Origin of the sequence: Cellulomonas sp. CW35 (genome assembly GCF_052378485.1) — a bacterium.
Lineage (GTDB): Bacteria > Actinomycetota > Actinomycetes > Actinomycetales > Cellulomonadaceae > Cellulomonas > Cellulomonas uda.
Map to the genome: position 1 here is coordinate 437,869 of NZ_CP199000.1, position 11,931 is coordinate 449,799.

Genomic DNA, 11,931 nt, shown 5'->3' on the forward strand with positions numbered 1-11,931 from the left:
TCAGCCCTCTCGTGCGGAGCGACGTGCCGCAGGGCCGTCGAGCAGCGCCGACCAGTCGACCTCGCGGCCGAGCTGCTCCACCTGCAGACGCGCCCACGGGCTCGCCTCCGGGTGCGTGAGCGCCAGGTCGTGGAACTGCGCGTACGGCATCCACCGCACCTCGGCGACCTCGCTCGGGTCCGGCGTCACGACGACGTCCGCCGGCACGCGCACCGCGAACACCGGGCAGATCTCGTTCTCGACGATCCCGCCGCTCTCAGCGCGGTACCGGAAGTCCGGCAGCAGCGGCACCACCGGCCCCGCCTCCGTGATGCCCAGCTCGTCGTGCAGCCGCCGCCGGATCGCGTCCTCGAACGCCTCGCCCGGTCCCGGGTGCCCGCAGCACGAGTTGGTCAGCACGCCCGGGAACGTCGCCTTGTCCCACGCGCGCCGCGTCACGAGCAGGCGTCCGTCCGGGTCGACCACGTACGACGAGAACGCCAGGTGCAGGGGAGTCGTCGCGTGGTGGACCTCGCGCTTGAGCGCGGTCCCCACGGGCGTCCCGTCGTCGTCGAGCAGCACGACGAGCTCGTCGGCCGTTGCCGTCCCAGGTGAGGTCACGCCCCCACCCTGCCTCCCCGGACCCCCACCCGCGAAACCAACCCGCCCCGCACCACCCGCCGACCGCGCACGTCCCGAGTCGAGCGCGCACGCTCGTCGTCCGCGCTCGAGCACGAACGTGCGCACTCGGCGGTGGCGGTGGGTGCGGGCCGTGGTGCGCGCGCCTGGCGCGACGACGAACGAGAGCCCGGCCGATGGCCGGGCTCTGCACCATGAACGATGACGCGGGACACTCCCGGTGTGCCATCGTCGGAGACGAAAACAGCGCCGGCGGGTGGGACTACCAGAGTTTCCTGCAAACCAACCGCGTCGTCGCTGACGAGTGGTTTACAGTGAAGGTGATCTAGATGACGGTACTCGCCGAAGGCACGGCGCGAGTTTCTGTCGACTACCACCAGTTCTGCGTGATCGACGAGGGCGAGCTCGACCCCTACCCGGCGGACGTCTTGTGCCACCTCGTTGGGGCGTTCACCACGTCCGGTTTGCTGATCTCCACGGGTATCGGCGGCGGTGCCGTTGACGTCACGTGGGCGTCACACGACGTCGAGCCCACAACGGACTTGGACGCGTGGGAAGATGTCGCGCAGGTGGTCGCGAACTGCCCGTCGGGTTCGTGGGATCTCGTCGGGTGGGGAAACGAGAGCCGCGACGCAACGGCGCTCGCATCGAACGGTCCGGGTCGTTACGTCGTGCGTGTGAGCGCGCGCGGTCGTGACGCCGTGTGGGACGACACACTCGACCCCAGCACCGAAGCGATCCACCTCGATGTCTGGCCCGCCGCGGACGATGACGCCGATCTGGTGCTGAAGGCGACCAGCGAGGTCGCGTCCGCCGGCTAGGCAGCTACGTCCGCGAACGTCGGGACGGGCGCCGCGGGCTCGACGGCCTGGACGTAACCCTGGCCCTTGACCCACCCGTCGGGCCACTGCATCCCAGCATCCTCGACGTCGAGACAGAACCGCTGCGCTGCACGCTCGCTGGTGAAGGACTCGGACGCCCACGCCCCCGCGCGGGTGCCGCCCAAGCGCCACTTGACCTGGTACGTCACGCCGCCGTCGGCGCGCTGCCGAGCGAGGGGCTTGGGGCTCATCGGAGGTCCTCCTGGGGCGTCGGTGTTCCCCGTGGTGTTCCCGCAGCGTAGACGAGAAACGGCCCCTCACCGCGTTTTTGCAGGTGAGGGGCCGTTTCGTGTCGGCGGAGGATGGGGGATTCGAACCCCCGAGGGCTTGCACCCAACACGCTTTCCAAGCGTGCGCCATAGGCCACTAGGCGAATCCTCCAGGTGCCGTCGGACCGGGCTACCGGCACGACCGCGGGTAGGAGTCTAGCGGAGGAACCGAGTGTCTCCGTCCGAGGGCCGGGCCGGTACCAGCGCCGGGTGCTGGAGGACCGACGCTCTGGGTTAGGCTTTCTCCCAGACCCCTCGTGCGGCGTCATCTTGCCGAACTCCCCCAGGGCCGGAAGGCAGCAAGGGTAGGTGAGCTCTGGCGGGTGTGCGGGGGGTCCTCACTTTCCCCCGCGAGGTCAGGCGCGGATCGTGTCCCCGGTCAGTGCGCCGACGATCGCGTCCCACTCGGGCCCGGTGGGGGCCGTCCCCTCCGAGAGGGTGAAGTACTCCTCCAGGAACGCGCGCAGCGGCGCGGTCGGGACGAGCCACGTGCCGTCCGCCGCGACGCCCGCCAGCCGGTCACCCGACGCGCACAGCGCGAGCAGCAGCAGCCCCGGCACGCGGCGACCGCCCGCGTGCATGGCGGGCTGCGTGTAGGGCAGCGGGAGGACGCGTGCGCCGTGCCGCCGGTAGAACCGCAGCCGGGCGGTCGGGTCGCCGTGCTCCTCGGAGCCGGTGTGCTGCGCGGGGTCCTCGACCTCGGCGACGACGAGCCACGGGTCCAGGTCGGTGCGCCACGCGTCGACCGCGTGGTCGAGGAGCCTGCTGCCGACCCCGCCGCCGCGCGCGCCGGGTGCGATCGCCAGGTACGCGAGAAGCAGGACGCCCGTGGCGGGGAACCACTCGGCGATCGCGGCGCCGCGCAGACCGTGCTCGTCCTGGGCGACGACGAGCCGCAGCGTGCCGTCCGCGAGCATCGCCTGCAGCGTGGGCAGGTCCGCGAGCTCGTCGTCGGGGAACGAGGGACGCAGCACGTCGTCGTGGACGCGGGTGAGGTCGACGGGGCTCGTCGTCGTCCGGATGTGCACGTCAGGCTCCCCGCAGCGCGAGGCGGGTGAACGTCTGGGCGGCGCCGGCCTCGCGCTTGAGGCGCCGCACCAGCTGGTCGAGCGCGGCCGGGTCGGCGACCACGGCGTGCAGCAGGTAGTCGTACGACCCTGTCACGTGCACCGCGTCGAGCACGCCGGGGAAGTCCGCGGCGAGCACCGCGGTGAACCGCTCGTTCGTCGTCCCCTCCGCGAGCCGCACCTCCACGAAGACCTCCAGACCGGCCGACGACGAGCCCGCGGACGACCCCCGCACGACCGTGAAGCCCCGGATCACGCCCTCGTCCTGCATGCGCCGCACGCGCGCCGCTGCGGCGTTGGCGGACAGGCCGACGCGCGCGCCGAGCTCGCGGTAGGGCAGGCGGGCGTCGGCGGTGAGCTCGTGCAGGATGCGCTCGTCGATGCGGTCCATGGCGACGATTCTCGCCGTCTCGCCGCGGATCTGCGAGGTCTGGACGGGCGAGGCGCTCGGTTGCCGAGGTCCGGCGGCGGATCGCGCGGTCGGGCTCGCGGCGCGGGATGCGCGACGACGACGATGCGCGTCATGACCGACGCGTCGAGCGTGACCACCGCAGCCGTGCTCGGCGCGGTCGCGGGGCTGTCCGTCGCGGTGCCCGTCGGCCCGGTCGCGGTGCTGATCGTGCGCGAGGCGCTCGTGCGCGGCCGTAGCGCGGGCCTCGCGGCCGCCGGCGGGGTGGCGAGCGTCGACCTCGCGTACGCGCTGGTCGCGGTCCTGCTCGGCACGCAGGTCAGCCGGCTGCTCACGGGCCACGAGCAGTGGCTGCGCGTCGGTGGCGCGGTGGTGCTCGGCGTCGTCGGGGTGGCGGGGGTCCTGCGCTGGTGGCGCACGCGGCACACCGCGGTCGTCCCGGTGCCGCAGGACGAGCCGGCTCGTGCGGTGGGCGGCGGTGTGCTGCGGGTGTGGGCGCGGTTCGTCGTCGTCACCGCGCTGAACCCCGCGACCGCCCTGATCTTCGCGACCGTCGCCACCGGGCTCGCGGGCCGGCTGGTCGCCGGGACCGGCACGCTCGTGGCGTTCGCCGTCGGGGCGGGGGTCGCGTCCCTCGCGTGGCAGAGCGGGCTCGCGCTCGCGGGCGCGTGGGCCGGCGGGCGCCTCGGGCCGCGGTGGCACGAGTGGTCCGCGCCACTGGGCTCCGCGCTCGTCGTCGTGCTGGCCGCGGGGATGGTCGTCGGCTGACCTGCGGCGGCACGCCGGGGCGCGCCGTGCGGCGTGTCGTCGGCGGCTGTGGGCGGGGGCGGACGGTGTCGGCGGGGGCGTCTAGGGTTCGGGGGTGACCACAGCGCTGTACCGCCGCTACCGGCCGGAGACGTTCGCCGAGGTGATCGGCCAGGACCACGTCACCGCGCCCCTGCGCCAGGCGCTGCGCTCGGGTCAGGTCAACCACGCCTACCTGTTCTCCGGGCCGCGCGGGTGCGGCAAGACGACGAGCGCGCGGATCCTCGCGCGCATCCTCAACTGCGCGGCGAACACCGACGCCAGCCCCACCGACACGCCCTGCGGGACGTGCGAGTCGTGCGTCGAGCTCGCGCGCGGCGGGCCGGGCTCGCTCGACGTGGTGGAGATCGACGCCGCGAGCCACGGTGGTGTGGACGACGCGCGTGAGCTGCGCGAGCGCGCGACGTTCGCCCCCGCGCGGGACCGGTTCAAGATCTTCATCCTCGACGAGGCCCACATGGTCACCACGCAGGGCTTCAACGCCCTGCTGAAGATCGTCGAGGAGCCGCCACCGCACGTGAAGTTCGTGTTCGCGACGACCGAGCCCGACAAGGTCATCGGCACCATCCGCTCCCGGACGCACCACTACCCGTTCCGGCTCGTGCCGCCCGACGTCCTGCTGCCCTACCTCGAGGAGCTGTGCGGCCGCGAGGGCGTGCCCGTCGGCGGGGGTGTCCTCCCGCTCGTGGTGCGCGCGGGCGGGGGGTCCGTGCGCGACACGCTCTCGGTCCTCGACCAGCTCATCGCCGGGTCCGACGAGTCCGGCATCGACTACGACGGCGCGGCTGCGCTGCTCGGCTACACGCAGGGCGCGCTCCTGGACGACGTGGTGGACGCGATCGCTGCGGGCGACGGCGGTGCCGCGTTCCGCGTGGTCGAGCGCGTGATCGCGACCGGCCACGAGCCGCGCCGGTTCGTCGAGGACCTCCTCGAGCGCCTGCGTGACCTCATCGTGCTCGACGCCGCCGGCGAGGCCGCGGGTGCGGCCCTGCGCGGGCTGCCGGAGGACCAGCTCGCCGCGATGCGCGTGCAGTCCGCGCGGCTCGGCGCCGCCGAGCTGTCGCGGTCCGCCGACCTGACCAACGCCGCCCTGACCGAGATGACCGGCGCGACCTCGCCGCGCCTGCACCTCGAGCTGCTCATGGCCCGCCTGCTGCTCCCGGCCGCCGACGACCAGCGCGTCGGGCTCGCCGCACGGCTCGACCGCCTCGAGCGGGGTCTGCCGGCCATCGCGGGCGCGGCACCGGCAGCCGCCGCCGAGAGCGTCTCCGCTGCTCCTGCGGGCAGCGAGCCTGCGCCGCCCGTCCGGCTGGGTGGTGCCGGCCGGGGTGCGGACGCCGCACGTGCCGTGCTCGCGGCGCACCGGGCCGCGCAGCGCGGCGACGCGGAGCAGCCGTCCGCGGTCCCCGCGTCCGTCCAGCCCGTGGCCGCCGCGCCCGTGAGCCCTGAGCCCGTGGCCGCCGTGCCCGTGCCCGTCCAGACCGGGGCGGGGCGCGTGCCCGACGAGCCCGATGTCCCCGTGCCGGCGGTCGACCACGTCGTGACGCCGGACGACGTCGACGACGTCGCCACGCCGGTGGGTGGTGCGTCACCCGAGACGGCAGCGCCCCCCGAGGAGGACGTGCCGGCCGAGGGTGAGGCGACGACCGAGGGCGACGCGTCCTCCGACGGCGAGATGTCCTCCGACGGTGAGGTGTCCTCCGAGGACGAGGCGCCGTTCGAGGCCGTGCGGGTGCAGGCGGTCTCCGAGACGGAGACGCTGCGTCGTCGCTGGCCCGAGGTGCTCGACACGGTCCGCTCGTTGCGTCGGGTGACCGGTGCGCTCGTCGACCCGAACAACGCACAGGTCGCCGAGCTCGACGCGACGACGCTGCGCCTCGCCTTCACCACGCCCGAGCTCGCCCACGCGTTCCGCGGCGGCCCGCACGCCGACGTCGTCTCGCGCGCGGTCCACGAGACGCTCGGGTTCCAGGTCCGTGTCGAGGCGGTCACCGGTGACGCCCGCGCGGCTCAGCCGGCTGTCGCACGCCCGCAGCCGGGCCCGAGCCGGCAGGGTTCCGCGCAGGAGCGGCCGGGTCACGAGCGTCCCGCTCAGCGGCGTGCTGCCGAGCAGCGTCCTGCCGGCGCGACGCGGTCCGCCCAACCGCGTGCAGACGAGGCGAGCGCCACCGCGGTCGCGGACTCGGGCGACGCCGACGCGGAGGGCCACCGGGCGTCCGGCACACGAGCGGCCGACCACCCCGCCGAGCCGGGCGAAGAGCCTCGGGCGGGAGCGCGCGCGGGTCGTCCCGGCCTCGAGGACGGCAGCGCCCCTCAGGACGGCAGCGCCCCCCAGGACGGCAACGCCCCCCAGGACGACTGGGTGCCCCCGGAGGAGCCCGACGACCCCTGGGCGACGCACGTCCCGGCCGAGACTCCGACGACACCCGACCCGGTCCGCGCGGCGGCCCCGATGCCCGCCTCCGCCCCGGCGCACCCGTCGTCGCCGGCACCCGACCCGGCGATGCCCGCAGCCGACCCGGCGCCCGCCCCACCTCGTGCGACCCTGACCGCTCCCGGTGTGATCTCGCCCGAGGACGCGGCTGCGTCCTGGGGCCTGCCTGCCACCATCCCGGCGGCGCCCGCCTCGCCCGCAGCCGCCTCGCCCGCAGCCGCACCGTCCGCAGCCGCACCGTCCGCAGCCGCATCGTCCTCGGTCGGGCGGCCTGCGGCCGCGTCGTCGTCGGTCGCATCGACTGCGGCCAGGGCACCCTCGGGCCGCGAGGGGGCCGGCCCGGGGCCGCGGGCGATGAGCGCGGTCGAGTCCGCGGTGGCCCGCGCGCAGCGGCTCGCGGCGGCGGCGCCGCAGCGGTCGGCGAGCGCGCCTCGTCGGCCCGCGCCGAGCGTCCCGAGCGACCCGTACTTCGACGCGTCCCCGGACGACCCGGACATGGCCTCGTCGGGCCTGGTCGGCGCGCCGCTCGTCGCGCAGATCCTCGGCGGCACCGTCATCGACGAACAGCTCGACGACCCCCGCCCCTGACACCCCCGCCCCCCCGCCGCCCCCGCGATGAGGTCGTGGGTCTCTCGGGAAGTCGCGCAGTCGAACGCACGACCTCGCGAGAGACGCACGACCGTGCGAGAGACGCGCGACTTCACCAGCGGCGGCGGGGGTGGGCGCGGGAGGCGGGTCGTGGGGGTGGCAGCACGTACGCTGGGGGCGTGTACGAGGGCGCGGTCCAGGACCTGATCGACGAGCTCGGGCGGTTGCCCGGGGTCGGCCCCAAGAGCGCCCAGCGCATCGCGTTCCACGTGCTGGCGGCGGACCCGGCGGACGTGCGGCGGCTCGCGGACGCGCTCATCGAGGCCAAGGAGCGCGTGACGTTCTGCGAGACGTGCGGGAACGTGGCGCAGGAGCCGCAGTGCCGGATCTGCAAGGACCCGCGGCGCTCGCCGACGGTCCTGTGCGTGGTCGAGGAGGCGAAGGACGTCGTCGCGATCGAGCGCACGCGGGAGTTCCGCGGGAAGTACCACGTGCTCGGCGGCGCCATCAACCCGATCGCGGGGGTGGGACCGGACGACCTGCGCATCGCGCAGCTCATGCGTCGCCTCGCGGACGGCACGGTCACCGAGGTGATCCTGGCGACGGACCCGAACGTCGAGGGTGAGGCGACGGCGACGTACCTCGCGCGGCTGCTCCTGCCGATGGGCCTGACGGTGAGCCGTCTGGCGTCGGGCCTGCCCGTGGGCGGGGACCTGGAGTACGCCGACGAGGTCACGCTCGGCCGCGCGTTCGAGGGTCGTCGCCTGCTCTCGGCGTGACGGGCGCGCCGGGACGGCCTGCGCGTCGGATGACACGCGCGCCCGCGACGCGGAGGATGGGCGGATGAGCTCCTCGGCTGTCCTCCCGCCCGACGACGACCTGCGCTCCATCGCCGAGGCGATGGCGACGGAGTCCCGCTCGTACCTGACGACGGTGACGGAGGTCGCCGCGGGTGCGAACCCGGAGGCGGGGCTGCCGCTGCTGCTGCTCGCGGTCTCGGACCTGCTGGCGGTGGGGGCGCGCCTGGGTGCGACGACGGACGTGGTGCCCGTCGAGCGGTTCGAGCCGGACGTCGGCCCGGACCCGGACGTCGAGCCGCTGCGTGCGGGGCTGGCGAACGCGTTCGAGGGCATCGACGAGTACGTCGAGGTCGTCGACCCGCTGCTGGGTGCGGAGGTCGCGGCGGCGACGGTGTCGGGCGACCTGGTGGCGATCGCGGGCGCGGTGGTGCAGGGTCTGCGGCACCACGAGCGCGGCGGTGTGCTCGAGGCGCTGTGGTGGTGGCAGTTCTCGTACCTGTCCGACTGGGGGGAGCGTGCGTCGAGCACGCTGCGCACGTTGCAGGTGACGCTCGCGCACCTGCGCCTGGACGTGGACGACGACGTCGCGACCGAGGCGGAGTACGACGCGCTGCAGCCCTGAGCGTGACCGAGCCCGGCCCGGGAGTACCCCGGACCGGGCTCGGCGAGGACCCCGCCTGCGTCAGGCCACGCGGGTCCCGCGGGGCAGCGTGCGGGTCGGGATGGACAGGCGCCGCACGGCGAGCACGTAGCCCACGGCGCCGAGCGCGAGGTTGAGGCCGAGTCCCCAGGGCCACACGGGTGCGTCGCTCGTGGCGCCCTCGAAGTCGTCGTTCATCCAGCACTCGTCGACCTTGCCCTCGGCCCCGGCGCGCACCTGCCGGACGACGTGCCGCAGGCCGCCCAGGACGTCGGACTCGTCGTCGAGGGCGGTGCGTCCCGCGCCGTCGGCGACGACGACGAAGGGGTTCACGGCGAGCAGCCACCACGTGCGCTCGGTGTGCGCGACGTCCCGCTCGCCCGAGCGCCAGACGCACTCCACGTCCGCGGAGCCGTCCCAGTCGTCGGGCATCGAGTAGACCTGGACGCGGTCGGTGGATGTGACGGAGCCGTAGGTCAGCCCGAACAGCATGGGCGACAGGAACGTGACGGCCGCGACGACGATGAACGTCAGCACGGTCGACCCGGCGGTGCGGGACACGAGTGCGGACATGCCCAGCCCGATCGCGCAGACGGCGACGAGCAGCGCGGCGATCAGCAGCACGACGCGCAGCAGGGCCCACCAGGAGGTCGGCCCGGACGCGGTCGCGAGCGCGAGGAACGGCACGCTCAGGACGAGGAACGCGCACGCGGCGGCCCACGCGGCGAGCAGCTTGCCGAGGGCGATCTCCGCGGGCGTCAGGAGCGTGACCTGGAGCGTCGCGAGCGTGCCCGCGTTGCGGTCGCCGTTGACGGAGGTGGAGGACAGCGTCGGCGTGACGAGCAGCCCGAGCCCGAGCACCAGGAACGTCACGGCGGCGAACAGCACGGGCCCCTGGCTGGCGCGCGTCATCCCCGCGTCGCCGGTGCCGAACACCGTGCCGAGCGCACCGAGCATCAGGAGGGTGAGCGCCCCGATGACGACGGTCCACACGACGAGCGCGACGACCCACCGGGTCGAGCGCACGCGCTGGCGCAGCTCGAGGGCCGCGACCGTGCGCACGCCGTGCCAGGTCAGGCTCCACCGGCCGCGGATGCGGGGCGTGCCCGGGGCGGGTGCCGCCGCCGGTACCTCGATCGTCTGCGTCATCGCCGCTCCTCCTCGAGTGCCAGGTACGCGCGCTCGAGCGCGCCCGCCGCGGGCGCGAGCGAGACCAGCGGGACGCCGGCGGTGACCGCGTCGCGCACGAGCCGCGCCGCACCCTCGTCGCCGTCGACCGTGAGCAGCACGCCTCCGGGCTCCTCACGTGGCGGTTGGTGGGGGTCCTGCTCGTCGTCGGGCCGCCACGACGCCCCGGCGGCCGTGAGCCAGCCGACGAGCGCCGCGTAGGACAGGGCGCGCACGTGCCACGTCGCGCTCGCCGCTGCCCCCGCGCGCACCGTGCCGGCGCCGAGCTCGTCGGACGTGACGGTGCGGCCGCGGGAGACGAACACGACGTCGTCGGCCATCTCCTCGAGCTCGGCGAGGATGTGGCTGGAGACGATCACGGTGCGGCCCTCGTCGGCGAGGCGGCGCAGCAGCAGGCGCAGGTCGACGCGCGAGCGCGGGTCGAGGCCCGAGGCGGGCTCGTCGAGCAGCAGCACCTGCGGGTCGTGCACGAGCGCGCGGGCCAGGCCGAGCCGCTGCTTCTGCCCGCGGGAGAGCACGGACGCCGGGCGGTCGGCGTACTCGGTGAGGTGCACGGTGGCGAGCAGCTCGGCGGCCCGGCGGCGCGCGGTCGCGGGGTCGAGCCGGTACGCGGCGCCGAACGTGTGCAGCACCTCGCGCGCGGTGAGCGAGTCCCACGTGCCGAACGCGTCGGGCATCCAGCCGGTGCGGCCGCGCGCGGCGAGGCCGTCGGTGACCGGGTCGTGGCCCGCGACGCGGACCTCGCCCGCGTCCGGCACGAGCAGTCCCGCGAGCACGAGCAGGAGCGTGGTCTTGCCCGAGCCGTTGGGCCCGACGAGCGCGGTCACGGCTCCCGAGCGGGCGGTGAACGAGACGCCGTCGAGCGCCTGCACGGAGCCGAACGCGCGGCGCAGGTCGCGCACGACGACGCCCGGCGCCGGGCTGGGCGCTGCTGCCGCCGCGGGCCCGGGGCCGGGTGCCGGGGTCGGGGGCGCCGGCGGCCCCTCGGGGGGAGCGGGAGTGTCGGTCATGCGAGCGACCCTAGGAGCCGGAGCCCGGCCGCGGAGTCGTCCTGCGGGTGGATCTGCCGGTGGCGCGCGTCATCACCCGGTCGGGTGGCGTCCGTCCGCGTGCCGACCGCCGCCTACCTTGACCGGCTCGGTCGGGTTATCGTGAGCGCCTCGACCCGGGAGGCATGGTGAAGGAAGTCGCGCTCGTCGCGGTGGTCCTCGCGCTCGCCTCCGTGCTCGGGGTCGTGTGGCGGACGCGCAACGGCCGGTTCCGCGCCGCGCCGACGAGCGCCGCGGCCGCCGACCTCGTCGTCCTGACGCCCGACGAGGTGACGGTGCCGCTCGGTGCCCGCGCGACGTTCCTGCAGGTCTCGAGCGAGGTCTGCAGCGCGTGCCGTTCGACGCACCGCGTGCTGTCCGCGGTCGCCGCGCAGGAGCCCGGCGTGGTGCACGTCGAGCTCGACGCCGCACAGCACCTGGACCTGGTGCGCCGCCTCGACGTGCTGCGCACCCCCACCACGTTCGTGCTCGCGCACGACGGCTCGGTGGTCGGCCGCATGTCCGGTGCGACCGACCGCCGGCAGGCCCTCGCCGCGCTCGCGTCCTGTCCGGACGTGGCGCCGGCCCGCTGACCCTCCCGCCCCCGCGGGACCACCGCCCGTCGCCCGTCCTCCGGCGACGCGCGTCGTCGGACTCCCCCCACCTGGAGCCGTCATGACCACTGCCTCTGCGACCACCACCTCGGTCGGCGTCGACCCGCGCGGGCCGCGGTTCGGGGCCGGCGTCACCGCCGTCCTGCTCGTCCTCGTCCTGCTGCTCGGCGGCTCGCTCGCGGCGACCGTGCTGCTCGCGCTGGTCGCCGCGAGCTTCGCGCTCGGTGCGGTCGGTGGCGTGGGCGCCACGTGGCAGGGCCGGGTGTTCGCCGCGGTCGTGCGCCCCCGCCTCGTGCCGCCCGCCGAGCTCGAGGACCCGCGCCCGCCGCGGTTCGCGCAGCTCGTCGGCCTGGTGATCACGGCGCTGGGCGTGCTGGGCGCGCTGCTCGGCGCGGCGTGGGCCGTGCCGCTCGCGGCCGCGTTCGCGCTGGTCGCGGCGTTCCTCAACGCGGTGTTCGGGCTGTGCCTCGGCTGCGAGCTGTACCTGCTGGGCGTGCGCCTGCGCGCGCGCCGGCCGTGACGGCCGCATCCTGATGACGACCGCATCCTGATACTGCTGGCCCTCGCGCGCCGGCGGCGTTTACGATC

13 protein-coding genes, 1 tRNA gene and 1 other RNA gene are annotated in these 11,931 nt (G+C 75.2%); 8 read left to right on the plus strand and 7 right to left on the minus strand.

Going from position 1 to position 11,931, the window contains the following annotated elements:
- Positions 1 to 600, minus strand: a complete 600-nt coding sequence (idi, locus tag ACT17Q_RS02050; protein ID WP_094181102.1) for an isopentenyl-diphosphate Delta-isomerase — start codon at positions 598 to 600, stop codon at positions 1 to 3.
- A gap of 347 nt (positions 601 to 947) precedes the next feature.
- Between idi and ACT17Q_RS02055 the strand changes: the two genes are divergently transcribed.
- Positions 948 to 1,439: a hypothetical protein gene (locus tag ACT17Q_RS02055; protein ID WP_094181079.1), complete on the plus strand. Its 492-nt coding sequence runs from the start codon at positions 948 to 950 to the stop codon at positions 1,437 to 1,439.
- Here the strand turns inward: ACT17Q_RS02055 and ACT17Q_RS02060 are convergent.
- Positions 1,436 to 1,690 (minus strand): hypothetical protein, encoded by a 255-nt coding sequence (locus ACT17Q_RS02060; protein ID WP_444664413.1) that lies wholly within the window; start codon positions 1,688 to 1,690, stop codon positions 1,436 to 1,438. The genes ACT17Q_RS02055 and ACT17Q_RS02060 overlap by 4 nt on opposite strands.
- A 105-nt stretch (positions 1,691 to 1,795) precedes the next feature.
- Positions 1,796 to 1,880: transfer RNA gene (locus ACT17Q_RS02065), tRNA-Ser, on the minus strand.
- Positions 1,881 to 2,014: 134 nt separating this feature from the next.
- Here ACT17Q_RS02065 and ffs point away from each other — a divergent pair.
- An RNA gene (ffs, locus tag ACT17Q_RS02070) (signal recognition particle sRNA small type) lies at positions 2,015 to 2,111 on the plus strand.
- Positions 2,112 to 2,124: 13 nt separating this feature from the next.
- On the opposite strand, the gene ACT17Q_RS02075 is transcribed toward ffs, so the two are convergent.
- Both ACT17Q_RS02075 and ACT17Q_RS02080 read right to left on the minus strand, forming a co-directional pair.
- Positions 2,125 to 2,796 (minus strand): GNAT family N-acetyltransferase, encoded by a 672-nt coding sequence (locus ACT17Q_RS02075; RefSeq protein ID WP_444664415.1) that lies wholly within the window; start codon positions 2,794 to 2,796, stop codon positions 2,125 to 2,127.
- Between the two features lies 1 nt (position 2,797).
- Positions 2,798 to 3,226, minus strand: a complete 429-nt coding sequence (locus ACT17Q_RS02080) for an Lrp/AsnC family transcriptional regulator (RefSeq protein WP_094181076.1) — start codon at positions 3,224 to 3,226, stop codon at positions 2,798 to 2,800.
- Positions 3,227 to 3,358: 132 nt separating this feature from the next.
- Between ACT17Q_RS02080 and ACT17Q_RS02085 the strand changes: the two genes are divergently transcribed.
- The 4 genes from ACT17Q_RS02085 (at position 3,359) to ACT17Q_RS02100 (ending at position 8,495) form a co-directional block, all read left to right on the plus strand.
- Complete coding sequence (locus ACT17Q_RS02085) at positions 3,359 to 4,012, plus strand: LysE family transporter (RefSeq protein ID WP_444664418.1); 654 nt, start codon at positions 3,359 to 3,361, stop codon at positions 4,010 to 4,012.
- Positions 4,013 to 4,106: 94 nt separating this feature from the next.
- Complete coding sequence (locus ACT17Q_RS02090) at positions 4,107 to 7,073, plus strand: DNA polymerase III subunit gamma and tau (protein ID WP_444664420.1); 2,967 nt, start codon at positions 4,107 to 4,109, stop codon at positions 7,071 to 7,073.
- Positions 7,074 to 7,252: 179 nt separating this feature from the next.
- Positions 7,253 to 7,852 carry a recombination mediator RecR gene (gene recR / locus ACT17Q_RS02095; RefSeq protein WP_094181071.1) on the plus strand — a complete coding sequence of 200 codons (600 nt, stop codon included), beginning with the start codon at positions 7,253 to 7,255 and terminating at the stop codon, positions 7,850 to 7,852.
- A 64-nt stretch (positions 7,853 to 7,916) separates the two neighbouring features.
- A complete protein-coding gene (locus ACT17Q_RS02100) occupies positions 7,917 to 8,495 on the plus strand; it encodes a DUF5063 domain-containing protein (RefSeq protein ID WP_444664422.1) in 579 nt (192 codons plus the stop codon).
- A gap of 60 nt (positions 8,496 to 8,555) precedes the next feature.
- Here ACT17Q_RS02100 and ACT17Q_RS02105 read toward each other — a convergent pair whose 3' ends face one another.
- Together ACT17Q_RS02105 and ACT17Q_RS02110 are read right to left on the minus strand one after the other, a co-directional pair.
- A complete protein-coding gene (locus ACT17Q_RS02105; RefSeq protein ID WP_444664424.1) occupies positions 8,556 to 9,662 on the minus strand; it encodes an ABC transporter permease in 1,107 nt (368 codons plus the stop codon).
- Positions 9,659 to 10,711, minus strand: a complete 1,053-nt coding sequence (locus ACT17Q_RS02110) for an ABC transporter ATP-binding protein (RefSeq protein WP_141322162.1) — start codon at positions 10,709 to 10,711, stop codon at positions 9,659 to 9,661. The genes ACT17Q_RS02105 and ACT17Q_RS02110 overlap by 4 nt, the downstream gene beginning before the upstream one ends.
- A gap of 164 nt (positions 10,712 to 10,875) precedes the next feature.
- Here ACT17Q_RS02110 and ACT17Q_RS02115 point away from each other — a divergent pair, with 164 nt between their 5' ends.
- Both ACT17Q_RS02115 and ACT17Q_RS02120 read left to right on the plus strand, forming a co-directional pair.
- Complete coding sequence (locus ACT17Q_RS02115; protein ID WP_444664427.1) at positions 10,876 to 11,322, plus strand: thioredoxin family protein; 447 nt, start codon at positions 10,876 to 10,878, stop codon at positions 11,320 to 11,322.
- Between the two features lie 82 nt (positions 11,323 to 11,404).
- Positions 11,405 to 11,863 (plus strand): DUF4395 domain-containing protein, encoded by a 459-nt coding sequence (locus tag ACT17Q_RS02120; protein WP_094181066.1) that lies wholly within the window; start codon positions 11,405 to 11,407, stop codon positions 11,861 to 11,863.
- Positions 11,864 to 11,931 lie beyond the last annotated feature (68 nt).

What these genes read in the sequence shown, in the direction of transcription:
- ACT17Q_RS02055 (WP_094181079.1), top strand. Translation starts at nt 948, where the DNA reads ATGACGGTACTCGCCGAAGGCACGGCGCGAGTTTCTGTCGACTACCAC.
- ACT17Q_RS02060 (WP_444664413.1), bottom strand. Translation starts at nt 1,690, where the DNA reads ATGAGCCCCAAGCCCCTCGCTCGGCAGCGCGCCGACGGCGGCGTGACG.
- ACT17Q_RS02080 (WP_094181076.1), bottom strand. Translation starts at nt 3,226, where the DNA reads ATGGACCGCATCGACGAGCGCATCCTGCACGAGCTCACCGCCGACGCC.
- ACT17Q_RS02085 (WP_444664418.1), top strand. Translation starts at nt 3,359, where the DNA reads ATGACCGACGCGTCGAGCGTGACCACCGCAGCCGTGCTCGGCGCGGTC.
- ACT17Q_RS02100 (WP_444664422.1), top strand. Translation starts at nt 7,917, where the DNA reads ATGAGCTCCTCGGCTGTCCTCCCGCCCGACGACGACCTGCGCTCCATC.
- ACT17Q_RS02105 (WP_444664424.1), bottom strand. Translation starts at nt 9,662, where the DNA reads ATGACGCAGACGATCGAGGTACCGGCGGCGGCACCCGCCCCGGGCACG.
- ACT17Q_RS02110 (WP_141322162.1), bottom strand. Translation starts at nt 10,711, where the DNA reads ATGACCGACACTCCCGCTCCCCCCGAGGGGCCGCCGGCGCCCCCGACC.
- ACT17Q_RS02115 (WP_444664427.1), top strand. Translation starts at nt 10,876, where the DNA reads ATGGTGAAGGAAGTCGCGCTCGTCGCGGTGGTCCTCGCGCTCGCCTCC.
- ACT17Q_RS02120 (WP_094181066.1), top strand. Translation starts at nt 11,405, where the DNA reads ATGACCACTGCCTCTGCGACCACCACCTCGGTCGGCGTCGACCCGCGC.